We start from the raw sequence: 25,880 nt of genomic DNA, 5'->3' as shown, positions 1-25,880 counted from the left end.
GGGTCTAGAAGATCCAGCGGATCACGGTGACGAGCCCGATCACGGCGAGCCCCACGGCGCTCACGCCGAACGCGGTCGCCACCAGGCAGGGGAACGTGACGCTCCAGAAACCGGGAGGTGCGGGTTCCGGTCCGTTCTCGGTCCAGGTCACGCGGCCCAGGCCCGCTGCACCGGCCTGCTCGATCAACCGCGTCAGCCGCGCCCCGGCCACGGGCCCGAGGTGGTCGGCCGTGTCGGCGTTGACGCGCAGCAACCGCAGACGTCGCCAGGCGCTCGGGTGGGCTCGTTCGAACGCCGCGATCTCCGGCGTGGTGGCGTCCTCGCTGAGAAAGCCCCACCGCCCGGCTTCGACCATGTTGCCCACCTGCCGGTACAGCGCCGCACGCCGGGCCCGCAGTTCCAGATCGTCGGGGTGGGCGGCGGTGAGGCTCGCCAAGCGCTGCATGGCAGGGTGGTAGTGCCCGCGCCGCAGATCCTCGGTGACCTTCGCCAGCACCTGCGCTTTCCCCATGCCCGTCATGGTGCAAGATCGGGCGGTCGCTTCGAAAGCCGATTTGGGAAGGCGAGATCGACCCATGGAGATCCGGGAGATCGCACTCGGCGGGGACGAGTCCCTGGCGCGGGCGCTGCTGGCGGTGCAGCATGCGGCGTACGCGGTGGAGGCGGCGATCATCGGCGACGACCGGATCCCGCCGTTGCACGAGACGCTCGACGAGGTGCGTGCCGCGCCGCTGAGGTGGCTCGGCGCCTTCCAGGAGCACCGGCTGATCGCGGCGATCGGCTGGTCGCAGGACGACTCGGTGGTGGACATCGACCGGCTCGTCGTCGACCCGGCGGTGCATCGGCGAGGTGCCGGCCGGGCGTTGGTGGGCGCAGTTCTCGCCTCGGCCGGTCACCGTCGAGCCGTCGTGGCGACGGGACGGGACAACCGGCCCGCCAGAAGGTTGTACGAGGGTCTCGGGTTCGTGCGCACCGGCGAGGTGGAGGTCATTCCCGGTCTCTGGATCACGCAGTACGCCCACCCTCCGACCACGGCGCTGTCGGCGAAGGACTCCGCTGGCGCATCCGACCGGGCCGATCGCACCGGGCCGCTGCCTGCGGTGTCGGGCTGGGACGAGGCCCTCGCGCCACGGCAGCGGGCTCTGCTGCGGCGGTGGCTTCCGGGCGCGACCCTCGTGCGGGACCACAGCTGGGGTCTGGTGGCGACGCGGGTGATCGAGGTGTCCTGCGCGGGGTCACGGTTCATCGTCAAGGCCGGTGCTGCCGAGGACCGCCACATCGAGCGGGAACTGCACGCCCACCGTAACTGGTTGCGGCCCTGGACCGACCGGGGTCGCGCGCCGATGCTGGTGCACGGCAGCGCGGAGGACCAGCTCCTCGTCACCCGCTACCTGCCCGGGGTGCTGGTGCTCGGCACCGGGCACGCCGATCAGCCCGACACGTACCGGCAGGCGGGCGACCTGCTGGCGCTGCTGCACGCCCAGAGCGCCGTGGTCGACGACGACTACGAGCGACGGGAGAACGAACGGTCACTGGCCTGGCTCGACCGGCCGCACCGGATCGCCGCGGGCACCGTCGCGCGGCTGCGCGCCGAGATCGCCGACTGGCCGACCCCGCCGTCGACCCTGGTGCCCACCCACGGGGACTGGCAGCCCCGCAACTGGCTGGTGCACGACGGCGTCGTGAGCATCATCGATTTCGGCCGGGCGGCGCTGCGTCCCGCGTTCACCGACTTCGCCCGGCTGGCGGTGCAGGACTTCCGTCGGGATCCGCGCCTGGAAGCGGCCTTCCTGGACGGGTACGGTGCCGATCCGCGCGAGGCGGACGCGTGGTACCGCACCCTGGTCCGCGCGGCGATCGGCACCGCGGCGTGGGCCCACCAGGTGGGTGACGAGTCGTTCGAAGCCCAGGGTCATCGGATGCTCGCCGAGGTGTTGGCGGCGGCATAGGCCCGTGTCGGTCGCGCCGGGCCTGCGCTAGAGGGGGAATCGGCCGCGCCGCCACTGCCAGTGGTGGCCGGCGGCCAGGTGGTCGATGATCGCGCGTTGCAGCACGGTACGGCGGGGCAACGCGTCCAGGGGCGTGCTCAGGGTACGGAACACGAACCGCAGGACTTCGACGTCGGCGTCCAGCCCTTCGGGCTGCTCGTAGGGCTCCAACTCGAACCGGCGCTGGAACCGGATTATGTTGGAGTCCTCGGGCAGGTACTCCGCCAGCTGCGGATCGAGCAGCCACGAGCCGCAGGCGAACGCGGTGTAGTGCTCGTCGGGGAAGTGACGTGGGAAGAACGCCCGCGCCTCGTCCAGCGACGCGTCGATCGCCTCGGGGCTCAGCGGCCCGGAGTCCGGGATGTGCAGGTCGATGGTGGCGCCGGCGCGGTGGTACTGCAACCGGCCCAGCTCGTACAGGCTGCCGCGGGTGTGCAGCGTCAGCCAGCTCCGCATGACCGGCCAGCCCTCACCGCGCATCCGCCTGTCGATCGCCAGGTTCCGGCCGAGGTCCGCGAGGGTCGTCCAGGAGACAACGTCGGCGATGCCGTGGTCGCGGTGGTACGCCATGGCGACATCGACAAGGGCCAGGTACGCGTACACGTAGAGGTGCCGCCAAGCGGGACCTCGGTCACGGGGCAGCTCCGGACCGGGCACCAGCCAGCCGTGGCCCCCGAGATCGGCGCGGACCAGCGCGATCGAGCGGTCGAGCAGCCACCGCAGCTCCGGCGTCCAGTGTGGTGAGTCGGGGTCGGGCCAGCCCGCCATGATCTCGGCGGCGTCGTCGGGCGGGACCGCGAGCCGGTCCAGGATCGCCGGTGCGTCGGAAGCGGCGGGCAGCGGCGCCGACGGTCGGTCACCGGCGAGCCGCTGCACCCGCTCGACCTCCTCGACGGGCACTGCGAGTCGGGCGGCGGTGTCGACAGGGTCCACTCGGCCGACCCTACCGACCGGCGGTCCGGAGCAGAAGACGACAGATGCCCGGCGGTCCGCCGGGCCTCTGTCATCTCAACCGAGCCGGCTGGCCAGCACCACCATCAGCTCGAATCGGGCGCGCGGGTCGTCCAACTGGTCGCCGTACAGCTCGCGCAGGCGCTTGAGCCGGTAACTGACCGTCTGCGGGTGCACGAACAACTCGGCGGAGACCTCGGCCCGCGAACCCCAGTGCCGCAGCCAGCTGTGCAGGGTGGGCAGCAGGTTCTCCCGCTGCGCGGGACGCAGGTCGGCAAGCGGGGCGAGACGGCGGGCGGTGAGCACCGCCAGGGCGCCGGTCTCGCCACGCAGGGCCAGCGCGACCAGGTGATCGTCAACGAAGATCGGACCGGGGTCGGGCCCGAGCAGCCCGGCTGCCAACTCGGCGAGCCGGACCGCCGCCGGCACCTGGGGCCAGGCCAGTCCCGGCCCCACCACGGCCCACCGCCCGGCCAGCGCCTCGGCCAGCGCGGCCCGGGTGGCGCGAGGACCGGCCCGCAGCAGCAGCACCGCATCCCGGCCACGCTCGACCACCAGACCGTCCGGGCCGTACCGGAACCGCACGTCGCGGGCCTGGTCCAGCGGCAGCAGCACCGGCACCACGGCGTCGAGGTCGGGCCAGCCGATCCGGGCCGCCGCCGCGCCGACCGCGCTGGGCATGCCGTCGCCGCGCAGCAGCAGCTCGGCGAGGTGCCGGCGGCGGTCGCCCTCGCCGGCCTGCTCGCGCAGTTGCAGGGCGTACCCGTCGGTGCTCGCCGCGGCCAGTTCGTCGACGTACGCGGTGACCGCGTCGGAGAGGTCGATCAGTTCCTCGGTACCGACCGGACGCAGCCGGGCCAGCGACTGCGACGCGGTACGCAGCAGCTGCCGCCCCGCCATCCGCAGGGCGGCGAGCAGCGCCTCCGGTCCGCGCTCCTCGCGTGCCTCGGCGGCGCCGAGGGCGACGAAGACCTCCCGGAAAGCGCCGGGCAGCGCCGGCTGGTCGGTGCCGACCAGGTCGAGGAAACGGTCGAGCGCGACCTGGACGGCGTGCCGCACGTCCCGGGCGAACTTGTCGTCGGCGATCCCGGCGAAGGCCGGCGTGGCCTCGGTGACCGCGACCGCCACGGCGTCGACAGTCACCGGCAGGTGCGGACGCATGGCGGTGGCCAGGTCGGCGGAGAGGCGTCGCCAGGCAGGCGCGGACCCGGGCACGGTCACCCGGCGATTTTGTCACGGCAGAACAAAAACGGCGGTGATTGTCGCTGCCGGCGGGACGGTGTTTCGACGCGCGGTCCGGGTGACCATGGACGCCACCGCCGACCCGACCGAGGAGAGTGCCGTGCAGCATCGCCGGTCCCGCCAGCACGTGGTCGACATGTGCCGCACCATGCTCGCCCGTGGCTACCTCAAGGCCACCGAGGGCAACGTGTCGGTGCGGGTGCCCGGTCACCGGCTGTACGCGGTCACCCCGAGCAACTACGACTACGACCGGATGCGGGTCGAGGACATCTGCATCGTCGACTTCGACGGCAGGCACGTGCCCGACGACTCCGGCGTCGAACTCAAGCCGTCCATCGAGTGCGGCATGCACGCCAACATCTACCGGGAACGCCCGGACGTCAACGCGATCGTGCACACCCACCAGCCGTACGCCTCGGCGCTGGCCTTTCTGCGCAAGCCGATCCCGGCGCTCACCGACGAGCAGGTGCGGTTCCTCGGCCGCGATGTGGCCATCATCGACTACGCCCCGTCGGGCACCTCGTTCCTGGCCCGCAACGTGCAGAAGAAGGTGGCCAGCGGGGACAACGCGTTCATCATCGCCAATCACGGGGTGGTGGCGGTGGGCACCGACCCGGATCGGGCGGTGTTCAACATGGCGCTGCTGGAGAAGGTCTCCATCGCGTACCTGCTGGCGTTGACAAGCGAGGCGGGCAAGGTGCACACCATTCCGACGGCGATCCGGGAGATCGCCTTCGGCAAGTTGCGGGCCGACGAGAAGCGCATCGCCGCGCAGATCACCGAGGCGGTGGAGCCGCTGCGGGTACCGGCCGACGAGGCCCTGCCCAGCGCGGACACGGTCGCCGCGAACACCACGGCGGGGGCCGCCGTCGGGTCGGACGAGGCGCCGGGGGCCGAGTCCGCGCGGCTCGGGTACGCGATCAGCGCGTACCCGGACGTCGACGACGTGATGCGTCGACTCAAGGCGCTGACCGCCCAGCCGATCCGCGGGCTGCGTCACGACGCGCTGCTGGACGTGCTGAACTACTTCGACACCAAGTGCCGGGCCAGCAAGGAGATCACCGACCGGGCCAAGCGGCGCATCCCCGGCGGGGTGCAGCACAACCTGGCCTTCAACTACCCGTTCCCCCTCGCGATCGAGAAGGCCGAGGGGGCGTACCTGGTCGACCGGGACGGCAACACCTACATCGACTTCCTCCAGGCCGGTGGGCCGACCATCCTGGGCAGCAACTACGGGCCGGTCAACGAACGGGTCGCCGAGGTGGTCCGCGACTGCGGGCCGGTGACCGGCCTGTTCCACGAGTACGAACTCAAACTCGCCGAGATCATCCACCGGTACATGCCGCACATCCAGATGTACCGCTCCCTGGGCTCCGGCACCGAGGCGGTGATGGCGGCGGTACGCGGCGCACGCGCCTTCACCGGCAAGAAGATGGTGATCAAGGTCGGTGGGGCGTACCACGGCTGGTCCGACACGATGGTCTACGGGCTGCGGGTGCCCGGCACGTACCGGATGAACGCCAAGGGCATCCCGTTCGGCGCCACCGCCCGCACCCGGGAGGCGTTCCCGCACGACCTCGGCCAACTCAAACGCAAGCTGATCGAGAACCGGCTGCGCGGCGGCACGGCGGCGGTGGTGGTCGAGCCGGTCGGCCCGGAATCCGGCACCCGGCCCGCGCCACGGGACTTCAACGCCAAGGTCCGCGAGTTGTGCGACGAGTTCGGCGCGCTGCTGATCTTCGACGAGGTGGTCACCGGGTTCCGGCTCGGCCTCGGCGGCGCGGCCGGCTACTTCGGCGTCACCCCGGATCTGACAGTGCTCGGCAAGGCGGTCTCCGGCGGCTACCCGATGGCCGGCGGAGTCGGCGGTCGGGCCGACGTGATGGCGGTCTTCGGTTCCGGGTTGGACGGCAGGAGCGGAGCGCACATCCAGGTCGGCGGGACCCTGTCGGCCAACCCGCTGTCCTGCGCGGCCGGCTACTTCGCCATCGAGGAGATGGCCCGGACCGGAGCGCCGGTGATCGCCGGGCGGGCCGGTGACCGGCTGACCCGAGGGCTGCAACGGCTGATCGACTCGTACGGGCTGCCGTACGTCGCGTACAACCAAGGTTCGATCGTGCACCTGGAGTGCAGCGGCGTGATGCTGCTGGACATGCGCAACCCGGTCAAGCTGCTCAAGGAGAACAAGGCCCGCAAGCGGCTGATGGAGCAGATGGGTGCGGCGTACACCGCGCACGGCATCATCACCCTGGCCGGTTCCCGGATGTACACCTCGATGGCCGACACCGACGCCGTCATCGACGACGCTCTGGCCCGCTTCGACCAGGTCTTCGCCCTCGTCGAGGGGGTCTGAGCCGGTGGCCGCCACCGCACCCCAGGTCTTCGCGATCGACCTGGGCACCTCGGCGTTGAAGGCCGCCCTGGTCGCCGCCGACGGCACCGTCACGGGCTGGGCCGAGCGGTCCCTGCCGCTGCGGGTGCTGCCCGGTGGCGGCGCCGAGCAGGACCCGGCGACCTGGTGGGCGGCGCTCGGCGCGGTCGCCGCGGACCTGGGCCGCGCCCATCCCGACCAGATGCGGGCGGTGGCCACGGTGTGCGCCTCCACCCAGGGCGAGGGCACCATCGCCGTGGACGCCGCCGGGGAGCCGCTGACGCCGTGCATCTCCTGGCTGGACATGCGGGGCGCACCCCACCTGCGTCGACAGTTCGGCGGCTTTCCCGCGTACCAGGGCATGTCGGTGCGCCGCATCGCGCGGTGGCTGCGGCTCACCGGCGGCATGCCCTCGCCGACGGGCAAGGACCCGGCCGCCCACATGCTGTTCGTCCGCGACGAACAACCACAGGTGTACGCCCGCACCGCCGCCTTCCTCAACGTGCTCGACTGGATCAACCTGCGGCTCACCGAACGGACGGTCGCCACCGTCGACTCGATCCTCACCTCCTGGGTCACCGACAACCGCCGGCCCGGTGACATCCGCTACTCCCCCGCGCTGGTCGCCGCCTGCGGCATCGACGCCGACAAGTTGCCGCCCATCGTCGCCTGCACCGAGGTGCTCGGCCCGCTGACCCCGGCCGCCGCCGCGCACCTGGGCCTGCCCGAGTCGGTGCAGGTGGTCGCCGGGGCGATCGACACCACCGCGGCGGCGATCGGCGCCGGCACCACCGGCGACCGCCAGGCCCACCTCTACCTGGGCACCTCGTCGTGGATCGCCGCGCACGTGCCGCGCAAGAAGACCGACGTGGTGGCGGGCATCGCCTCGGTGCCCTGCGCGATCGGCGACCGCTACCTGATGACCGCGCTGCAGGCCACCGCCGGGGCCAACCTCACCTGGCTGCGCGACAAGGTCGTCGAGTACGACGATCCGCTGCTCGGCGCCGGGTACGTCAGCCGCGACGAGGGCTCCATCTTCGACGCCTTCGACATGATCATCCCGACGGTGCCGCCGGGCGCGAACGGCGTGCTCTACACCCCCTGGCTGTACGGCGAACGAGCCCCGGTCGACGACGCGCACCTGCGCGCCGGGTTCCTCAACATCTCGCTGGACACCAACCGCTCCGACCTGCTGCGGGCGGTCTTCGAGGGGGTGGCCCTCAACACCCGCTGGCTGACCGCCGCGGTCGACCGGTTCCTCGGCACGCCGGTCACCTCGCTGGCCATCACCGGTGGTGGGGCGCTGTCGGACTCGTGGTGCCAGATCTTCGCCGACGTGCTGGGCGTGCAGATCCACCGCGACGCCCAGCCGCTGGCGGTCAACACCCGCGGAGCCGGCTGGATCGGTGCGGTCGGCGCCGGCCGGCTCGACTTCGCCGACATTCCCGACCTGATGCGCACCGACCGGGTCTTCACCCCGACGCCACAGCACCGGGCCACCTACGACGAGATCTTCGCCGTCTACCGGGACCTGCACCAGCGGCTGGCCCCGGTGTACCGCCGGCTGAACCGTGCCCGCTGACGCAGGCCGACCCTCATCTCTCACCGGTCGGGATCAACAGCCGGGCGCCGGTTCCGGAAGTTCCGGAATCCATCGATGATGGCGTTTATCTGCCGTGGATGCGAGGCTAGGACGCCGACGCCGGCCAGCGCCAGGAGGGTACGTGGAGACGACACGTCGGGAGGTTCTCGGAACCTCTGCCGCCGACGACCAGCAACCGCACCCTGACCAGGAGGATTCGGCACCGGAGTCCGGTCCCGGTGAAGCAGGTCCGGCCGGTGCCCTGCGGACGGCGTCGCGGCTGCTGCGTCACGAATGGACCTTGGCGTCGCTTGCCGGTCTGGTGTTGGCCGTCGTCCTCACCTGGCCGACCCTGAAGCATCCGTGGACGACCATCCCCGGCGACATCGGGGATCCCACATTGCAGGCATGGCAGGTCGCCTGGGCCGGGCACGCCCTGCTCACCGACCCACTTGCGCTCTGGCACTCCAATGCGTTGTTCCCGGAGGCGTACACCTACGCCTACACCGACACCCTGCTCGGGTACGCGCCCGTCGGGATGCTCGGCGGCAGCATGGAAGCGGCCGTGTTCCGCTACAACCTGCTCTACGTCTTCGCCCACGCGCTCGCCTTCGTCGGGGCGTACGCCCTGGTGCGTCAGCTGGGTGGCATCCGGACGGCGGCGGCGGTCGCCGGCATCGCCTGGGCCTTCGCGCCGTGGCGGCTCGCCCACAGCGGCCACCTGAACATCCTCTCCACCGGCGGCATCGCGTTGTGCCTGGCCATGCTGGCTCGTGGTCACGGCTGGTCGCTGCGGGAGGGGCACCGGCCGGCGCTGCACCGCCCAGGCTGGATCGTGGCCGGCTGGCTGGTTGCCACCTGGCAGGTGCTCCTCGGCCTCGCGATCGGCCTACCGCTGATCTACATCCTGGCCGGCGCCGGGCTGGTGGTGGTGGCGGCGATCGGTTGGCGCCGGTGGCGCAGCGGCCGGTGGATCCTGGGTCGCCGGGTGGTGCTGGCCAACCTGTTCGGTGGCGTCGTCTTCGGTGCGGTGTGCCTCTGGCTGGGGACCACGTTCCTGCGGGTGGTGGAGCTGTATCCGCAGGCGCGCCGGGATCTGTCCTGGACGGAGATGTTCTCTCCGCCCCTGGCCGGATACTTCATCGCTCCGGCGGACTCCTGGCTGTGGGGTGACTACTTCGAGCCCGCACGGGCGCAGTTGACCTGGCCGCCGGAGATGGCCCTGCTGCCCGGCGTCACGTTGATCATGCTTGCGGTGGCCGGGCTGAGCTACTCGGTGTTCCGCCTGCGGCACCGTCTCCTGCTCGGGCTCGGTGTGCTGGTCAGCGGTGCGCTCGGGCTGGGCAGCAACCTCATCGGTGACGGCGACCCGGGATACATGACGTTGTCGCGCCTGCTGCCCGGCTGGGACGCGCTGCGAACCCCCGGGCGGCTGATGGTCTGGACGAGCCTGCTGCTCGCCATTCTCGCCGCCGGCGCGATCACGGAGTTCGGTCGGCAACTACCCACCATGCGGTGGCCGCGAGTGGTCGGGCGGATCGTGCTCCTGGCACCGCTGCTGCTGGTCCTGGTCGAAGGCGTCAACCGCACCCCGCACCCGGTCGCGCCACCGGCGCCGACGGCGATCCGGTCAGCCCCCGAACCGTTGCTGGTCCTGCCCGCCGAAGGCATCTCCGAATTCCACGTCATGCTCTGGTCCACCGACGGGTTCCCCCGGGTCGCCAACGGTTTCGCCAACTTCGTGCCGCCCCACCAGCAGCAGATCCGTACGGTGAGCACGACCTTCCCCGACGCCACCAGCATCGCCTACCTGCGGCAGGTCGGCATCCGGTCGGTGGTCGTGCTGCCGGACCAGCTCTTCGGCACGCCCTGGGACGGCGTCACCACCCGACCGCTGGATGGTCTCGGCATCACCAGGGAGGAGGTCGACGGCGCGTTCGTCTACCACCTCGGCTGAGCCGGACGGGACGCGGCGGTCGGGCCAGCATCTACTCCCGGGTCGCGCCCATCGGCTCGCGGACCAGGGCACCGTCGATGTAGCAGTAGCGCCAGTGCTCGCCGTGCTCCAACGACCGGATCAGCGGATGGCCGGTCTGCCGGTAGTGCTCCTCGGCGTGGTTGTTCACCGAGTCGCTGCAACAGCCCACCGCGCCGCAGGTCAGGCACATCCGCAGCTGCACCCAGTCGTCGCCGCTCTCCACGCACTGCGGACACACGTCGGCGTCGGACTCGGTGATGTTGATCCGGTCCAGGTGGGTGCAGGCGGTGCTCATGGTCTCCTCCCGCACGTACCGCCAGTTGCCGTGCAGGAACCGGTCGGGGATGATCCGCGCCAGGTAGCGCGAGTTCGCCGCGAGCAGCGGGCTGGTCACCGCCAGCACCAGCACGTACAGGGCGATGAACGGGCCGAGGCGGGCGTCCAGGCCGGCGGCGAGCGCGAGGGTGGCCAGGATCAGGGAGAATTCGCCGCGCCCCAACACGGTCAGGCCCACGTTTGCCGCGCCACGCTGGTTGAGCCCGAACAGCCGGCCGGCGACCAGACCGGCGAGCACGTTCGTCACCACGGTCATCAGGACCGCCAGCAGCACCGGCAGGGCCACCGAGCCGATCGCGCTGACGTTGATGCTGAGCCCGAACGCCACGAAGAAGACCGCCGCGAAGACGTCGCGCAGCGGCAGGACCAGCCGTTCCACCCGTTCCCGGATGGCGGTGCGGGACACCACCAGGCCGATCATCAGGGCACCGATCGCGTCGGAGACACCAATCTCGGCCGAGATGCCGGCCACCAGCACCACCAGCCCGACCATCAGGATGGCAAGCAGCTCGTCCTCGTTGCTGTCGATGATCTTGCCGACGAGTCGGGCGCCGTACCGGGCGACGGCGAAGAGCACCACCAGGTACCCGAAGCTGAGCCCGATGCGCAGCGCCAACTCCCCCGCCGACCCGGCCCCGGACAGCAGCGGCGACAGCAGCGCCAGGTACAGCGCGAGGAACAGGTCCTCGATCACGATGATGCCGAGGATGACCGGGGTTTCCGCGTTGGCCAGCCGACGCAGCTCGATGAGCAGCTTGGTGGCGATGGCCGACGAGGAGATGCCCAACGCGCCGGCTATCACGAACGCCTCGTAGCCGCCCCAGCCGAGCGCGAACCCGAAGAGCAGCCCGGCGCCGATGTTGAGGCCGATGTACGCGCCGGCCGCCACGAACAACCGCTTGCCGCTGCCGATCACCTGCTCGACCGGGAACTCGACGCCGAGATGGAACAGCAGCAGGACCAGACCCAGCGAGGCGAGCAGGCCCAGATCCTCGGGATGGGACACCAGCACCGGCCCCGGGGTCCCCGGGCCGAGCAGGATGCCGGCGAGCATGAAGAACGGCACCGTGGGCAGGTTGATCCGGCGGCCGAAACGGGCCAGCAGGCCCGCGATCAGCACAAGGGCACCGAAGCCCACGAGGTCGGCGTGCACGGTGAGGACTCCCGGGTGAACTCGACGGTCAGGGCAGGGCAGGGCGACGCGGGCCGTCGAGGTCACCCCCGGGGCCCGCGGCAGGACCGACTAGTCGGAGAAGTAGGTGCCGGTCAGCAGCGCGCCCACCTTGCGGGCCTGCTCCTCCGACATCTCGATCACCGCTACCGGATCGTCCGCGCCGGCGGCGAAGACGTACAGGTCCCGGGCACCGTCCCGGCGTACGACGATCGAGATCCGCTGGGTGTTGCTGCCCAGGTCGACGTCGTACCGCTTACCGATGCCCGGCAGTTCCTGCACGTAGATGCCTTTGCCCATGATCTCTCCCGCCGCCGCTGCGCGATCTCCTGCGCCATCGTACGAGTCGGACCGGCCGGCACGACTCAGACCGGGTGGGTGAAAGTCACGACATCAACCGGAACGTGGCATCGTTACGGCTCTGCGTGTCGGTGATCGGATCGAGGCGCAGCTGGTAGTCGTAGTGCCGGATGTACCGGTCGGGGTAGTTGTACGACTGGAACGACGACCAACCGCCGTTGCCCAGCCCGGCTACCTGCCGGTAGGTGGCGTCGGCGGCGAAGACCGAACTGCCGTCGTTCGCCGCCAGCACGAAGTCGAAGCCGTAGTGCCGCAGGTAGTAGCCGGGATAGTTGACCGACTCGAACGACACGTACCCGGAGTTGCTGGCCAAGCCCGGCACCACCCGGAACTGGGCGTCCTGGGCGGGGTTGACGTTGGCGTCGATGCGTACGTCGTAGTTGGCGTGCCGGACGTAGCGGTCCTGGTGGGTGTACGCCTGGATCCGGTGCACCGGGGCGTTGCTCGGCCAGCGGGCGAGCACCCGGCTCTGCTCGGCGGCGGTCAGGTTGAGGATCGAGCCGTGCCGCTTGCGGCTGGCACCCATGTGGTAGTCGGAGCGGGTCCGGAAGTTGGTGACGCTGCCCAGGTTCGTCGAGGTGATCGGCAGGTAGCCGCGACCGGTGGCGTACTGGTCGAGGTACAACGCCCACTCGTTGCGGCCGTTGAACTGCATCCACATCGGGCCCTCGACCACGTTGCCGCCGCCGGTGCCGTTGGAGATGCCCAGGTGGGACAGGTTGCCCAGGCTGGTCCAGGTGCCGAGGATCGAGTTGCTGGCCTCGATCGCGATGTGCCCGTCGGCCGAGGCCCGGTAGTAGCGGTAGCCGCCGACGCTGTTGGGCACCTCGATGATCTGGGTGTCGATGATGCCCTGACCACCACCCGGACGCTCGATGTAGAGCTGCGGGGCGGTGAAGCTGCGGAAGTCGGTCGTGCGCACGTACCAGATCCGGTGCTTGGTGACACCGTTGCGCGGGGAGTTCGTCGCCCAGTAGATGACGTAGTCGCCGGTCGCCTGGTTGTAGATGGCCTCCGGTGCCCAGGCGTTGCCCGCTCCGGGGATCGCACCGGCCACGTTGATCAACCAGGGGGCGGACCAGTTCACCAGGTCACGCGACTCCCACACGACGAGCGAGGTGCTGCCCCGGTTGGCGGCGTCGTTCCAGGAGGTGCCGCTGGCGATGCGCAGATCGGTCGCGACGATCCAGTACCGGTCACCGGCGGGCGAGCGGACCAGCGCGGGGTCGCGGACGCCACGCGTACCGATGGTGGAGAGCAGCACCGGCCCGCCGTTGTTCAGGTCGCGCCAGGTCAGCCCGTCGGAGCTGTGCGCCAGATAGACCTGCTCGCCGTTGGCGGACTCCCCGGTGAAGTGCGCCATCAGGTATCCGGTGAACGGGTCCAGCGCCGCCGCCTCGGCGCGCGGCCCCGCTGCGGCTGCCTCGGCGTGCGGTGCCTGCGCGGCGGCCTCGGCGCGCGGTGCCTGCGCGGCTTCGGCGTGGGGTGCCTGCGCGGCGGGCAGCAACAGTAGGCAGGCGGCGGCGAGCAGCGCACTCATCCGACCCAGAACTCTCGACATCCGTTGCTCTCCTCGCCGGCGGGGTCCAGGGACGGCAATGCACGGCCGAGCACGCTTGTGAGCGTTAACAACAGCTGCCGGCAACGCGCCGGATTCACTGTTATCGGCTTGTTTCGCAAGTGTTTACGGCCCTCATCGCACTGTCAAGACATCGACGTACATCGGTTGCCACGAGGTCCGCCCGAGCGCAGATCAGACCCGACGATCGACGCCTGTCCCCCCGGGGCCCCGGTACTACGACGTGGGCGGGACACACTGGTCAGGACATCGACCGGAACCGGGGAACAGGTGATGACGACCGAGGAACGGATCACGCCGAACGAGACCACCGTGCCGCTGCTGCCCTGCGCGGCGGCGGACGAGACGATCGCCTTCTGGCGGGCACTCGGCTTCGCGGTGACCTGGGAGCAACGCAAGCCGTACCTGTTCCTCGCCTTCGAGTTCAGCGGCTTCGAGTTGCACTACGGCCGACCGCCACGGGGGTTCGAGCCGGCCGAACAGCACACCGGCTGCCTGGTGATGGTCGACGCGGTCGCGCCGTACCATGCCGCGTTCGTCGCGGGGATGCGTGGCACGTACGGCAAGATGCTGTCCCGCGGGTTGCCCCGGATCACCCGCTACCGGCCCGGTGCGTCGCGGTTCAGCGTCGTCGACCCGTCCGGCAACATCATCACCTTCATCCGCCGCGACGAGCCGGCCGAACTGGAGTACGGCGGGTCGAAAGAGCTGGCCGGTCTGGCCCGGGTGATCGACAACGCCCGCATCCTGCGCGAGTTCAAGAGCGACGACCAGGCAGCCTTCCGCGCGCTCAACTCCGGACTGCGCCGGCACGGCGACGCGGCCCCCGCCGTGGAGCAGGCGTTGGCACTCGCCGCCCTGATCGAACTGTCGACCGCCCTGGGCAAGGTGGAGCTGGTGCCCGCCTGGGGCGACCGACTCCGCGCCCTGCCCCTGACCGCCGAGGAACGCGACCAGATCCGCCACTCCATCGCCACCCCCGACACCCTCACCCCCTGGCTCCCCCACCCCTGACTCCCGCCCCCCTTTCCCTGGTTGATCAAGAGGTTTTGGTCTCGGAAGGGCATGCCGGAGACGCAAACCTCTTGATCAACCAGGGCGAGGGCGGGAGGGTGAGGGCGGGGTGGGGTGGGCGAGGGTGGGAGGGCTAGAGGTGGGTGGGGGCGGGGATGCCGAGGAGGGACAGGCCGGTGTGGAGGGTTTCGCCGGTGAGGTGGCACAGGGCCAGTCGGTTGGCGCGGATCGGGTCGGGGGCGCGCAGTACCGGGCAGTGTTCGTAGAAGGTGGTGAAGGTCTGCGCCAGGCGGTACAGGTAGCCGCAGAGGCGGTGGGGTTCGTAGTGGGTGAGCACCTCGGTGAGGGTGTCGGCGAAGCCGTCGAGGTCGAGGATCAGCGCCCGCTCGGCCGGCTCCAGTGTCGTCGTCGGGTCCACCGTGACGGCGGGGTTGCCGGCCCGGGCCAGCAGGGATCGGATCCGGGCGTGCGCGTACTGGAGGTAGACGCCGGTGTTGCCGGTCAACGCCAGCATCCGCTGCGGGTCGTAGGTGTAGTCGCGGGTACGGCTGGTGGCCAGGTCGGCGTACTTGACCGCGCCGATGCCGACCTGCCGGGCCCGCTCGTGCAGGGCCGCGCCGGTCAGGTCCGGGTTCTTGGCGGCGACCACCTCGCGGGCCCGGTCGACGGCCTCGGTGAGCAGGTCCACCAGGCGCACGGTGTCACCGGCCCGGGTCTTGAACGGCCGTCCGTCCGGGCCGAGGACCGTGCCGAAGGCGACGTGCACGGCGGACACCTGCGGCGGTAGCCAGCCGGCTCGCCGGGCGGTGTCGAAGACCATGGTGAAGTGCAGTGACTGTCGGGCGTCGACCACGTAGAGCAGCCGGTCGGCGTGCAGCTCGCCGACCCGTTGCCGCAGCGCCGCCAGGTCGGTAGCGGCGTAGCCGAAGCCACCGTCACGTTTGCGGACGATCAGCGGGCTCGGCGCGCCGTCCGGACCGCGTACCTGGTCGAAGAAGACGCAGAGCGCGCCGTCGCTGGGCACCGCCACCGCCTGCGCCGCCAGGTCCGCGGCGACGCCGGGCAGGGCATCGTTGTACGCGCTCTCGCCGACCGCGTCGGCGGCGGTCAGCCGTACGCCGAGCCGGTCGTAGATCTCGGTGAAGTAGCGGGTGGACTCGGCGACGATGTCCTGCCAGGCGGCCACGGTGTCCGGGTCGCCGCCCTGCAACGCCACCACCCGTTGCCGGGCCCGTACGGCGAACTGCGGATCGGTGTCGAACCGGGCCCGGGCCTGCCGGTACAGCGCGGCCAACCGGCTCATCGACGCGTCGTCGCCGCCGGCCGCCGCGGGCTGCTCGTTCTGGTACTGGATGAGCATGCCGAACTGGGTGCCCCAGTCGCCGATGTGGTTGCGGCGTACCACCGTGCCGCCGAGGTGTTCGAGGATGCGTACCAGCGCGTCGCCGATGATGGTGGAGCGCAGGTGCCCGACGTGCATCTCCTTGGCGATGTTCGGCTGCGAGTAGTCGACGACGGTGGTGACCCCGGTCTCCGGCGTCCCGACGCCCAGCCGGGGGTCGGCGAGCCGCCCGGCGAGCTGCGTCAACAGTGTCCGGTCGGTCAGGTCCAGGTTGACGAAGCCGGGCCCGGCCACCTCGGCCACCAGGTCGTCGGCGCGCAGTGCCTCGACCACCTCCGCGGCGATGTCACGCGGACGCCGCCGCAGCGTCCGGGCCGCCGCCAGCACCCCGTCGGCCTGGAAGTCGGCGTGCTCCGATCGGCGCACCTGGGCAACGAAGTCCGCCAACCCGAGGGATGTCGCGGCGGCGGAGACGGTGTCGGACAACGACGAGGCCAACGAGGGCACGGTCACGGGTACTCCCGAGAGGGCGGGGACAGCGGGTCACAAGACGACGGCCGGCCGCAGTACGGCGGCGGACACGACGGAGAACGCGCGAAAAGATCGACGACTATCGTCGTCGCAGGCGCCCGCGGCGGACGGCGACCACCGGTCCCATCTCCACCGCCTCAACGCCAAGGTCGCGCACCAAGCGCCACCAACTACCCGCACTGTACGCCCACCGCCCCCACCCCCACCCCCACCCCACACCCCGCCCCCTGCCCGCCCCAGCCCCCCGCCCCACCCCCGCCCTGTTGATCAAGAGGTTTTGGTCTCCAGAACGCATTCCCGAGACGCAAACCTCTTGATCAACAGGCCCAGGAGGGGGTGTGAGGGTGGGTGGGACGGGGGTGGCCTGTCGGGGTTAGGGGTTGGTGGTGAAGCCGTCCAGGGTGGCGCGGGTTTCGGGGGTGTGTAGTTCCTGGAAGAGGGTTATGTGGAGGTCGGCGGGGGCGTCCAGGCGGGCGTTGACCGAGTGCCACGGGGTGGTGGTGGGCGGGGCGACCTGGGTGGCACCGGCTTCGACCAGGCGGTCGGTGGTGGCGGCGGTGTCGTCGACCTCGAACGCCACGCGCAGTCGGGGGGCGACCTGCTGTCCGACCTCGACCTCGTCGATCATTCGCTTCTGCGCCGGGTTGGCGATCTCCAGGGTGGCGCGGCCGGCATCCAGGATCACCACCCGGGCGTCGTCGTCACCGGAGTAGGCCGCCTGCTCGGGTAGGCCGAGCACGTCGCGGTAGAAGCGCACCGCCGCCTCGTAGTCGTCGGCTTCGACCACGAGCCGCAACTGGCGTACCGGCGACGCGGGTCGCTCAGACGAATTCACGTTTCGGTCTCCCACGAATCGAGGGTGGATGCCCGTCACCGAGCGGGCGTCGATTTCGGCGTCCACCGGCGGCGCGGGCTCGGCGTGCGCAACGCTACCGAAGGCGACTGCCACCGCGGACGCATCCTGGCCCGGCACGCAGTGACTGGCCCGGCACACAGTGACTCGCCCGGTACGCAGTGACTCGTGACCGGGACGGCCAGTTGACATAGGCGAGAACCCGTTCGAAGAGGAGAGACGTGTCCGAAAGCGAGAACCCGGCAATCCCCTCCCCGGCGCCGAAGCCGGGTCGACCGAAGACGAATCAGGACTGGTGGCCCAATCAGCTCAACCTGCAGGTGCTGCACCAGCACTCCCCCCGGGCCAACCCGATGGGCGCGGCCTACGACTACGCGGCCGAGTTCGCCGGCCTCGACGTCGAGGCGCTCAAACGCGACGTCTTCGAGGTGATGACCACGTCGCAGGAGTGGTGGCCGGCCGACTACGGCCACTACGGTCCGCTGTTCATCCGGATGAGCTGGCACTCCGCCGGCACGTACCGGATCGAGGACGGCCGGGGTGGTGCCGGCGACGGCGCGCAACGCTTCGCCCCCCTCAACAGCTGGCCGGACAACGCCAACCTGGACAAGGCCCGCCGGCTGCTCTGGCCGGTCAAGCAGAAGTACGGCCGGAAGATCTCCTGGGCCGACCTGCTGGTCTTCGCCGGCAACTGCGCGCTGGAGTCGATGGGCTTCAAGACCTTCGGCTTCGGCTTCGGACGCGACGACGTCTGGGAGCCGGAGGAGATCTTCTGGGGACCGGAGGACACCTGGCTCGGCGACGAACGCTACAGCGGTGACCGGGAACTGTCCGGCCCGCTCGGCGCGGTGCAGATGGGGTTGATCTACGTCAACCCGGAGGGCCCCAACGGCACTCCCGATCCGTTGGCCTCCGCCCGGGACATCCGGGAGACCTTCCGGCGGATGGCGATGAACGACGAGGAGACCGTCGCCCTCATCGCCGGCGGTCACACCTTCGGCAAGACCCACGGTGCCGCGCCCGCCAGCTACCTCGGGCCCGAGCCGGAGGGCGCGCCGCTGGAGGAGCAGGGGCTGGGGTGGCGGAACAGCTACGGCAGCGGCAAGGGCAACGACACGATCACCAGCGGCCTGGAGGGCGCCTGGACGCCCACCCCGATCACCTGGGACAACAGCTACTTCGACACCCTCTTCGGGTACGAGTGGGAGGTGCACGAGAGTCCGGCCGGCGCGAAGCAGTGGCGGCCGAAGAACGGTGCCGCTGCCGATGCCGTGCCGTCCGCTCACGACCCCTCCATCCGGTACGCCCCGATGATGGCCACCAGCGACATCGCGCTGCGCGCCGACCCGACGTACGAACAGATCTCACGACGCTTCCACGAGCACCCCGACCAGCTCGCGGAGGCGTTCGCGAAGGCCTGGTACAAGTTGCTGCACCGGGACATGGGACCGCTGTCGCGCTACCTCGGGCCGTGGGTGCCCGAGCCGCAGCTGTGGCAGGACCCGGTGCCGCCCGTCGACCATGCGCTGATCGACGCCGCCGACGTCGACACCCTCAAGGCGGCGCTGCTCGGCAGCGGTCTGTCCCTCCCCCAGCTGGTCCGTACGGCGTGGGCGTCGGCGGCGAGCTTCCGTGGCACCGACTGCCGGGGCGGGGCGAACGGGGCGCGGATCCGCCTGGAGCCGCAGCGCAGCTGGGCGGTCAACGACCCGGCCGAGTTGGCGACGGTGCTGCCGGTGTTGCAGCGGGTGCAGGAGGACTTCAACGCCGGGCAGTCCGGCGGCAAGCGGGTCTCCCTCGCGGACGTGATCGTGCTCGGCGGTAACGCCGCCATCGAGCAGGCGGCCCGCAACGCCGGGTACGAGGTCACGGTCCCGTTCGCGCCCGGCCGCACCGACGCCGGTCAGGAGCAGACCGACGTGGAGTCGTTCACCGTGCTCGAACCGAGGGCGGACGGGTTCCGCAACTACGTGCGGGAGGGCCAGAAGCTGTCCCCGGAGACGCTGCTGCTGGACCGGGCCAATCTGTTGACCCTGACCGCGCCCGAGATGACCGCCCTGATCGGTGGCCTGCGGGTGCTCAACGCCAACACCGGGCAGGCGCGGCACGGGGTGTTCACCGACCGGCCCGAGTCGTTGACGAACGACTTCTTCGTGAACCTGCTCGACATGGACACCATGTGGAAGGTGTCCACCACCGCCGAGGGCGTCTACGAGGGTCGGAACCGGGCCACCGGCGAGGTCACCTGGACGGCCACCGCCGTCGACCTGGTCTTCGGGGCGAACTCCCAGCTGCGCGGCATCGCGGAGGTCTACGCCAGCACGGACGGGCAGGAGAAGTTCGTCCAGGACTTCGTCGCGGCCTGGGTCAAGGTCATGAACCTGGACCGCTTCGACCTCGGCACCGGCCGCGGGTAGGCGCGGCCGGGCAACGGTACGGGTAGCGCGGCGTCGACTGCCGCGCTACCCGTACGTGTTTCTGAGAATTCGTCGGCGCGTGTCACTTCCGGGCCGTCGGCGGTGCTTCACAGGTATGGAGGAGGAAGCTGGACTCGTGGCACCGGGGCGGGTGACCGCCGCGGCGGCCGCCTGGTCCGCGCGCGGCCACCACAGACCCACCGGACGTACGGTGCGGAAGGGGGATGGTGTGGTCGGTTCGGCCGCGGCCGGGCGCGACGGCATCCGCGCCGACCTCGAACAGGTCTTCCGGGCCTGTTATCCCCGGATCGTCGGGGTCGCCGCCCGGGTGCTCGGCTCCCGCGCCGAGGCCGAGGACGTGGCGCAGGAGGTGTTCCTCGCCTTCGGGCGTTCCTCGGTGCCGGCCGGGCAGGCGGTGGGCTGGCTGTCGGTCGCGGCGGCGCACACCGCACTGAACCAGGTCCGGTCCCGCCGTCGACGCACCGCCCGTGAACAGGTCGCCGGTGCCCCGGAGACGGTCGGTCCCGACATCGCGGAGGCGGTGGTGACCCGCGACGAGCGCCGACGGGTGCGCGCCGCGTTGGACCGGCTGCCCCGCCGCCAGGCCGTCGCCCTGCTGCTGCGGCACAGCGGTCTCAGCTACGCCGAGGTCGCCGCCGCCCTCGATCTCTCCCCCGGCAGTGTCGGCACCACCGTACGCCGGGCCGAGTCCGCCCTACGCGAGGAGTTGAACCGTCATGCGTCATCCGAGTGACGGCACGCTGCGCCGTCTGCTGGACGAGCCGGCCGGTGTCGCCGACGCCGACCGCGCGCACGTCGCGAACTGCCCGGTCTGTCTCTCCGGGCTGGCCGCCGCCCGGCAGGATGCGACGCTCAGCTCAGCGGCGCTGGGCGGACGACCGGGTGTCGGGGTGGAAGCCGACGTCGACGTGGATGCGGGCTGGCAGCGGTTGAGCCGTACCGTGGCCGAGTCCGGTCGCCCCCGGGTGCCCGCCGTCGCCCGCAAGCGTCGCTGGCGTGCCGCCCTGCGCAGCCCGGTGGTCGCCGCCGTCGCCGTCCTCGCGCTTGTGGGTGGGGCCGGCGCCGCAGCGGCCGGGAACTGGTTGCAGATCTTCCACACCGAGCGGATCGCCCCGGTCACGATCGCGCAGGCCGACCTGGTCGCGCTGCCCGACCTGTCGGCGTACGGCGAGGTCGAGATGACCGAGCCGCCCAACGTCCGGGAGGTCGCCGACGCCGCCGAGGCGCAGCGGATCACCGGGCTGTCCCTGCCCCGGCTCGACCGGTTGCCCCGGGGCGTGACGGGCGAACCGACGTTCCAGGTCGGTGACCGGGCCAGCGCCGTGTTCACCTTCTCGGTGGCCCGGGCGGCGCAGACGGCCGCGGCGCACGGCGAGCCGCTGCCGGAGCCGCCCGCCGGTCTCGACGGCAGCCAGTTCCGGTTGACCGCCGGCCCGGGAGTCGCCGCGGTGTGGGCGGGCCAGCACGGGATGCCGAACCTGATCGTGGCGCGGATGGCCGCGCCGACGGCGTACTCGTCGGGCATCGAGTTGTCCACCGCGGTCGACTATCTGCTGTCGCTGCCCGGTCTGCCGGAGAACGTCGCGGCCCAGTTGCGGCACTTCACCGGCGACGGTACGACGCTGCCGCTGCCGGTCAACGCCCGGTATCTGACCGCCTCCCCCGCCGACGTCAACGGGACGCCGGCCACCGTGCTCACCTCGCGCGACGGCGTACTGGCGGGGGTGGTCTGGGTCGACGGCGCGACGGTCACCGCGGTGGCCGGCCCGCTGCGCGCCGACGAGGTGCTGTCGGTGGCGCGCGGACTGCGGTGGGACCGATGACCGGCCCGGACACCGAGCAGGGCAGCCCGGCCACCGGGCCCGGCGGTCGGCAGGTCGACCGACAGAGCGTCCTCGTCGAGCGGGACGGCACGCCTTCCGGGGCGCAGGACGGCGGCTCCCTCGGCGCGGCGGCGCGGTTGGTGGCCGAGTTGCCGCCTGCGCCGGCGGTGTGGTGCTCGGGGCTGCGCAAGCGGTACCGGCGACGCACGGCGGTCGACGGTGTCTCCTTCACCGTGGACCGGGGTGAGGTGGTGGGTCTGCTGGGCCCCAACGGGGCCGGCAAGACCAGCGTCATCAAGATCCTGCTCGGTCTGGTCCGCCCCGACGCGGGCGAGGTGCTGCTGCTCGGGCTGCCGGCACGCGAGCCGCGGTCCCGCGCCCGGGTCGGCTATCTGCCGGAACTGTTCCGCTACCAGCCGTGGCTGACCGCGGCGGAGGTGCTGGCCCTGCACGTCCGGCTCGCCGGCGCGGACGTGCCGCAGCGGGAGCGGCAGGATTGCCTGGCCGCCGTCGGGCTGGCGGACCGGGCCGGCGACCGGGTGGGCGGCTTCTCCAAGGGCATGCAGCAGCGTCTCGGGTTGGCCGTGGCGCTGGTGGCCCGCCCGGAACTGGTCGTGTTGGACGAGCCGACCAGCGCCCTGGATCCCCTCGGCCGGGCCGACGTACGGGACCTGCTGCTCTCCCTGAAGGCCCGGGGCGTGGCCGTCCTGCTCAACTCGCACCTCATCGGTGAGGTGGAGCGGGTCTGCGACCGGGTGGTGATTCTCGACAAGGGGCGGGTGGCCGCCGCCGGCACGCTGGCCGAACTGCTCGGTCGACGGGAACTGCGACTGCGGCTCGACGGGGTGACCGAGCCGGCCCGCGACCGGTTGGCCGCGGCGGGTCCGCTCGCCCAGGAGGGGAACCTGTACACCGTCACGCTGCCGAGCGAGCCGGAACCGACCACCGTGCCGCAGCTGGTGGCCGACCTGGTCGGCCTCGGGGTGCGCGTGCACGCCGTCGAGCCCGGGCGGGTCAGTCTCGAGGAGCGGCTGCTGGCCATCCTCCGTACCGGAGGGGAAGGGCGATGACCGTCCGGACCGTACTCACCGTGGCCGCGCTCACCCTGCAGGAGGCCACGCGGCGGCGGGTGTTGCGCTCGCTGGCCGCGCTGACGATCGTGCTGCTGGCGCTCAGCGCCTGGGGGTTCTCCCGGATCGACGCCGAATTCGGCGGGCTGACCAGCGGCGAGGCGCGACTTGTCGCGGCCATGGTGCTCAACCTGGTGATGTTCGGCCTGAGCCTGATCGCCGCACTCGGTACGGCGTTCCTCGCCGGTCCCACCCTGGCCGGCGACATGGAGTCCGGGGCGGCGCTGGCGATCCTGGCCCGACCGGTGCACCGCTTCGCGGTGCTGGTGGGCAAGTGGCTCGGGCTGATCGCCTTCGGGGCCGGCTTCGTCGCCCTGGCCGGCCTGGCGCAACTGCTTGTCGTCCGGGTGACCGTCGGCTACTGGCCCCCGCAGCCGGTGACCGGTCTGGCGTTGCTCGCCGCGCAGACAGTCGTGCTGCTCACCCTCGGCCTGCTGCTCTCCAGTGTCAGCTCACCGATGGCCTCGGGTGTGGTGGCCGTCGGCCTGTTCGGGGCCACCTGGATCGCGGGGGTGGTGGGCGCGTTCGGCACCGCGCTGGACAACGACAGCGTGGCCCGGGTGGGCACGGTCTCCCGGATGCTGCTGCCGACCGACGGGCTGTGGCGCGGTGCCATGAACGCCTTCCAGGACCCGACAGTGCTGCGGCAGTTCGGCCCGGCCATGCAGGGCCACCCGTTCCTCAGCGACGCCTCGCTCACCGTCACCTATCTGGCCTGGGCGGGACTCTGGGTCGTCCTCGTGCTCGGGCTCACCGGGATGGTGTTCCGCCGCCGCGACCTGTGATCCGCAGCATCCGTGCGGCGGCGGGCGTTGCCGCACGTCGCCTACCCGGTGCGTCGTCGCAGGACGCGGGCCAGCCGGCGGACGGCTTCGTCCATCAGTTCCGGTGCGGCGGCGGCGTAGGTGAGGCGCAGGTGCGCCGCCGGTGGTTCGGCGGCGTACCAGGGGCGGCCGGGAAAGACGACGACGCCGTCGGCAGCCGCGGCGGTGGCCACCGCGACGTCGTCGGTGCCCTCGGGCAGCGGCAGCCACAGATGCAGGCCGCCGCGCGGAACCGGCAGCCGGTCGGCCAGGTCCGGCAGGTGTCGGCGCAGCGCGGTCAGCAGCGCCTCGCGCCGGTCCCGCAGCGCGGTGCGCAGCGCCCGGTGGTGACGCGTCCACGCCGGGGCGGTGACGAACTCGATGGTGGCCTGTTGCAGTGGGCCGGCGACGAAGAAGTCGTCCAGCAACCGGGCGGCGCGGATCCGGGCGCCGGCCGGTCCGAGCGCCCCGATCGCGGCGACCCGCAGTCCGGGAGCGGCCGACTTGGTCAGCGAGCGCAGGTAGACGACGTGCCCGTCCCGGTCGTCGGCGGCCAGGGGCGGCGGGGCCGGTCCGTCGATGGTGAGGTCGCGGGCGTAGTCGTCCTCGATCAGGAACGCCCCGGCGTCGCGTACCGCCTCGGCGACCAGGGCGCGGCGGTGGGCGGCCAGGGTGGCGCCGTGCGGGTTGGCGTACAACGGTTGGCAGTAGAACAGCCGGGCACCGGTACGGGCGAACGCGGCGGCGAGGTGGTCGGGGCGTACGCCGTCGGCGTCGGCGGGGACGGGCACCACCCGCAGTCCCGCTGCCTCGGCGGCGGCCAGCGCGCCCAGGTAGGTCGGCGATTCGACGAGCAGGGCGTCGCCGGGCGCGGCGAGCGCCCGCAGCGCCGTCGACAACGCGGCCTGCCCACCCGGGCAGATCGCCATGTCTTCGGCGCGCAGTCCGCCGCCGATCTCGCGGGCGAACCAGGCGCGCAGGTCGGCCCGCCCTTCGACCGGTCCGCGCTGCCATGACGCGGGTTGCCGGGCGGCGCGGGTGAGCGCGGCGCCGAGTGCGGCCGCCGGTTGCAGCTCCGGGTCGAGGTAGCCGCCGGAGAGCGGAATCGCTCCGGCGGGCGGTAACGCCAGTAACGCCTGCAACTGTTCGTCGCCGGGGCGGCGGGGGCCGAGCGCGACGGTCTGCCAGGACAGGTCGACGGTACGGGGCTCGACCGCTCGGGCGGCCACATAGGTGCCTTGGCCGGGCCGGGTCTCGATCAGCCCTTCCCGGACGAGGTGCCGGATCGCCTCGGCGACGGTGACCGGCGAGGCCCGATGGCGGCTGGTCAGCTCGCGTACCGACGGCAGCCGGGTGCCGGGGCCGGCGGCGGCTGCCGCCCGACGTAGATCTTGGATAACGCGGTCGGTTGCGTTACCGTCATTCATGAGAGAGAAGAGTAGCGCTACCGAGCGGCGGACGATAGCGGGCGACCGGGCGACCGGTCTCCTGCTCGGCGCGCTGGGTGTGCTCGCGTTCAGCATGTCGCTACCGGCCACCCGGGTCGCGGTGCAGCAACTCGACCCGTGGTTCGTCGCCTTCGGCCGTTGTGTCGGCGCGGCGGTGCTGGCCGGGGGCTATCTGTGGATCACCGCGGCGCCGTGGCCGAGCCCCCGCCAGTGGCGTCGGCTGTCACTCGTCGCGCTCGGCGTGGTGGTCGGCTTTCCGCTGTTCACCTCGTTGGCGCTGACCAGCCAGACCGCCTCGCACGGCGCGATCGTCATCACCGTACTGCCCGCCATGACCGCCATGTTCGCGGTGCTGCGTGCCGGCGAACGCCCACCGCCGCTGTTCTGGATCGCCAGCACCGGCGGTCTGCTGGCGGTGCTCGCCTTCCTGGTCGCCAACGGCGCGGTGGTCGGCGCGCCGGCCGTGGCCGACCTGTTCCTGCTCGCGGCGGTCGTGCTCGCCGGGCTCGGGTACGCCGAGGGCGGCGCGCTCGCCCGTGAGCTGGGCGGTGCCCGGACGATCTGCTGGGCCCTGGTGCTGTCGTTGCCGGTCACCGTGCCGATCGTCGCCGCCGTCGCTGTGGCCACTCCCCCGCACGCCGACGCCGGCGGCTGGTCGGCGTTCGGCTACCTCACCGTGGTGTCGATGTTCCTCGGCTTCTTCGCCTGGTACGCCGGGCTGGCCCGGGGCGGCATCGCCCAGGTCGGTCAGCTCCAACTCGCGCAGCCCGTGCTCACCCTGGCCTGGTCGGCCCTGCTGCTCGACGAGCGGGTCACGCCCGCCTCGATCGTCGCCGCCCTGGTGGTGCTGGCCTGTGTCGCGCTGATCCAGCGCACCCGCACCACCGGGCAGGCGATCGTGGTCACCCCGGCGGCGGCCCGCCGACGGTGACGACGCCGG

General features: G+C 71.7%; 20 protein-coding genes. 11 read left to right on the top strand and 9 right to left on the bottom strand.

What is annotated here, in order from left to right; translation table 11 throughout:
* Positions 1-4 precede the first annotated feature (4 nt).
* The gene (locus tag Vgi01_RS13180) at positions 5-511 is read right to left on the bottom strand and encodes a DUF6584 family protein (RefSeq protein ID WP_204291184.1); all 507 of its coding nucleotides are present in this window, start codon (positions 509-511) and stop codon (positions 5-7) included.
* 64 nt (positions 512-575) lie between these two features.
* Here Vgi01_RS13180 and Vgi01_RS13175 point away from each other — a divergent pair, with 64 nt between their 5' ends.
* Positions 576-1,949: a GNAT family N-acetyltransferase gene (locus tag Vgi01_RS13175; RefSeq protein WP_204291183.1), complete on the top strand. Its 1,374-nt coding sequence runs from the start codon at positions 576-578 to the stop codon at positions 1,947-1,949.
* Between the two features lie 27 nt (positions 1,950-1,976).
* Here Vgi01_RS13175 and Vgi01_RS13170 read toward each other — a convergent pair whose 3' ends face one another.
* Together Vgi01_RS13170 and Vgi01_RS13165 are read right to left on the bottom strand one after the other, a co-directional pair.
* The gene (locus Vgi01_RS13170; RefSeq protein ID WP_204291182.1) at positions 1,977-2,921 is read right to left on the bottom strand and encodes an acyltransferase domain-containing protein; all 945 of its coding nucleotides are present in this window, start codon (positions 2,919-2,921) and stop codon (positions 1,977-1,979) included.
* A gap of 75 nt (positions 2,922-2,996) precedes the next feature.
* Positions 2,997-4,160 (bottom strand): PucR family transcriptional regulator, encoded by a 1,164-nt coding sequence (locus tag Vgi01_RS13165; RefSeq protein ID WP_204291181.1) that lies wholly within the window; start codon positions 4,158-4,160, stop codon positions 2,997-2,999.
* Positions 4,161-4,194: 34 nt separating this feature from the next.
* Here Vgi01_RS13165 and Vgi01_RS13160 point away from each other — a divergent pair, with 34 nt between their 5' ends.
* The 3 genes from Vgi01_RS13160 (at position 4,195) to Vgi01_RS13150 (ending at position 10,091) form a co-directional block, all read left to right on the top strand.
* Entirely contained in the window at positions 4,195-6,534 is a 2,340-nt protein-coding gene (locus Vgi01_RS13160; RefSeq protein WP_239088930.1) for an aminotransferase class III-fold pyridoxal phosphate-dependent enzyme, read from the top strand.
* A 4-nt stretch (positions 6,535-6,538) separates the two neighbouring features.
* Entirely contained in the window at positions 6,539-8,134 is a 1,596-nt protein-coding gene (locus tag Vgi01_RS13155; protein WP_204291180.1) for a xylulokinase, read from the top strand.
* A gap of 262 nt (positions 8,135-8,396) precedes the next feature.
* The gene (locus Vgi01_RS13150) at positions 8,397-10,091 is read left to right on the top strand and encodes a hypothetical protein (RefSeq protein WP_233196613.1); all 1,695 of its coding nucleotides are present in this window, start codon (positions 8,397-8,399) and stop codon (positions 10,089-10,091) included.
* A gap of 31 nt (positions 10,092-10,122) precedes the next feature.
* On the opposite strand, the gene Vgi01_RS13145 is transcribed toward Vgi01_RS13150, so the two are convergent.
* The 3 genes from Vgi01_RS13145 to Vgi01_RS13135 form a co-directional block, all read right to left on the bottom strand.
* Positions 10,123-11,601 (bottom strand): cation:proton antiporter domain-containing protein, encoded by a 1,479-nt coding sequence (locus Vgi01_RS13145; protein ID WP_102656502.1) that lies wholly within the window; start codon positions 11,599-11,601, stop codon positions 10,123-10,125.
* Positions 11,602-11,691: 90 nt separating this feature from the next.
* On the bottom strand, positions 11,692-11,919 hold the full coding sequence (locus tag Vgi01_RS13140; protein WP_013733504.1) for a cation:proton antiporter regulatory subunit: 228 nt from the start codon (positions 11,917-11,919) through the stop codon (positions 11,692-11,694).
* 85 nt (positions 11,920-12,004) lie between these two features.
* Entirely contained in the window at positions 12,005-13,540 is a 1,536-nt protein-coding gene (locus Vgi01_RS13135; protein WP_239088929.1) for a glycoside hydrolase family 43 protein, read from the bottom strand.
* Between the two features lie 291 nt (positions 13,541-13,831).
* Here Vgi01_RS13135 and Vgi01_RS13130 point away from each other — a divergent pair, with 291 nt between their 5' ends.
* Positions 13,832-14,572, top strand: coding sequence for a DUF8817 family protein (locus tag Vgi01_RS13130; RefSeq protein WP_239088928.1), 741 nt, complete (start codon positions 13,832-13,834; stop codon positions 14,570-14,572).
* Positions 14,573-14,705: 133 nt separating this feature from the next.
* On the opposite strand, the gene argS is transcribed toward Vgi01_RS13130, so the two are convergent.
* A complete protein-coding gene (gene argS / locus Vgi01_RS13125; protein WP_204291178.1) occupies positions 14,706-16,427 on the bottom strand; it encodes an arginine--tRNA ligase in 1,722 nt (573 codons plus the stop codon).
* 391 nt (positions 16,428-16,818) lie between these two features.
* Positions 16,819-17,280 carry a VOC family protein gene (locus Vgi01_RS13120; protein WP_233197077.1) on the bottom strand — a complete coding sequence of 154 codons (462 nt, stop codon included), beginning with the start codon at positions 17,278-17,280 and terminating at the stop codon, positions 16,819-16,821.
* A gap of 239 nt (positions 17,281-17,519) precedes the next feature.
* On the opposite strand from Vgi01_RS13120, the gene katG reads away from it, so the two are divergent.
* The 5 genes from katG to Vgi01_RS13095 all read left to right on the top strand — a co-directional run bounded on the left by katG (position 17,520) and on the right by Vgi01_RS13095 (position 23,474).
* On the top strand, positions 17,520-19,715 hold the full coding sequence (gene katG, locus Vgi01_RS13115) for a catalase/peroxidase HPI (RefSeq protein WP_204291177.1): 2,196 nt from the start codon (positions 17,520-17,522) through the stop codon (positions 19,713-19,715).
* 229 nt (positions 19,716-19,944) lie between these two features.
* Positions 19,945-20,469, top strand: a complete 525-nt coding sequence (locus Vgi01_RS13110) for an RNA polymerase sigma factor (RefSeq protein ID WP_233197078.1) — start codon at positions 19,945-19,947, stop codon at positions 20,467-20,469.
* Positions 20,453-21,559, top strand: coding sequence for a hypothetical protein (locus tag Vgi01_RS13105; RefSeq protein ID WP_204291176.1), 1,107 nt, complete (start codon positions 20,453-20,455; stop codon positions 21,557-21,559). Before Vgi01_RS13110 ends, Vgi01_RS13105 begins: the two co-directional genes overlap by 17 nt.
* Positions 21,556-22,629, top strand: coding sequence for an ABC transporter ATP-binding protein (locus Vgi01_RS13100; RefSeq protein ID WP_239088927.1), 1,074 nt, complete (start codon positions 21,556-21,558; stop codon positions 22,627-22,629). Before Vgi01_RS13105 ends, Vgi01_RS13100 begins: the two co-directional genes overlap by 4 nt.
* On the top strand, positions 22,626-23,474 hold the full coding sequence (locus tag Vgi01_RS13095; protein ID WP_204291175.1) for an ABC transporter permease: 849 nt from the start codon (positions 22,626-22,628) through the stop codon (positions 23,472-23,474). Before Vgi01_RS13100 ends, Vgi01_RS13095 begins: the two co-directional genes overlap by 4 nt.
* Positions 23,475-23,515: 41 nt before the next feature.
* On the opposite strand, the gene Vgi01_RS13090 is transcribed toward Vgi01_RS13095, so the two are convergent.
* The gene (locus Vgi01_RS13090; RefSeq protein ID WP_204291174.1) at positions 23,516-24,919 is read right to left on the bottom strand and encodes an aminotransferase-like domain-containing protein; all 1,404 of its coding nucleotides are present in this window, start codon (positions 24,917-24,919) and stop codon (positions 23,516-23,518) included.
* Here Vgi01_RS13090 and Vgi01_RS13085 point away from each other — a divergent pair.
* Positions 24,918-25,871: a DMT family transporter gene (locus Vgi01_RS13085; RefSeq protein ID WP_204291173.1), complete on the top strand. Its 954-nt coding sequence runs from the start codon at positions 24,918-24,920 to the stop codon at positions 25,869-25,871. The two genes, Vgi01_RS13090 and Vgi01_RS13085, sit on opposite strands and share 2 nt — an antisense overlap.
* Positions 25,872-25,880: the final 9 nt, after the last annotated feature.

It is taken from the genome of Micromonospora gifhornensis (genome assembly GCF_016863515.1).
Lineage (GTDB): Bacteria > Actinomycetota > Actinomycetes > Mycobacteriales > Micromonosporaceae > Micromonospora > Micromonospora gifhornensis.
This window is presented reverse-complemented; position numbering and strand designations above follow the sequence as displayed.

Bases quoted from the DNA above. Each gene is read 5' to 3' on its own strand.
- Vgi01_RS13180 (WP_204291184.1), bottom strand. From the start codon at position 511: ATGGGGAAAGCGCAGGTGCTGGCGAAGGTCACCGAGGATCTGCGGCGC.
- Vgi01_RS13175 (WP_204291183.1), top strand. From the start codon at position 576: ATGGAGATCCGGGAGATCGCACTCGGCGGGGACGAGTCCCTGGCGCGG.
- Vgi01_RS13140 (WP_013733504.1), bottom strand. From the start codon at position 11,919: ATGGGCAAAGGCATCTACGTGCAGGAACTGCCGGGCATCGGTAAGCGG.
- Vgi01_RS13135 (WP_239088929.1), bottom strand. From the start codon at position 13,540: ATGTCGAGAGTTCTGGGTCGGATGAGTGCGCTGCTCGCCGCCGCCTGC.
- Vgi01_RS13130 (WP_239088928.1), top strand. From the start codon at position 13,832: ATGACGACCGAGGAACGGATCACGCCGAACGAGACCACCGTGCCGCTG.
- Vgi01_RS13105 (WP_204291176.1), top strand. From the start codon at position 20,453: ATGCGTCATCCGAGTGACGGCACGCTGCGCCGTCTGCTGGACGAGCCG.
- Vgi01_RS13100 (WP_239088927.1), top strand. From the start codon at position 21,556: ATGACCGGCCCGGACACCGAGCAGGGCAGCCCGGCCACCGGGCCCGGC.
- Vgi01_RS13095 (WP_204291175.1), top strand. From the start codon at position 22,626: ATGACCGTCCGGACCGTACTCACCGTGGCCGCGCTCACCCTGCAGGAG.
- Vgi01_RS13085 (WP_204291173.1), top strand. From the start codon at position 24,918: ATGAGAGAGAAGAGTAGCGCTACCGAGCGGCGGACGATAGCGGGCGAC.
- Vgi01_RS13090 (WP_204291174.1), bottom strand. From the start codon at position 24,919: ATGAATGACGGTAACGCAACCGACCGCGTTATCCAAGATCTACGTCGG.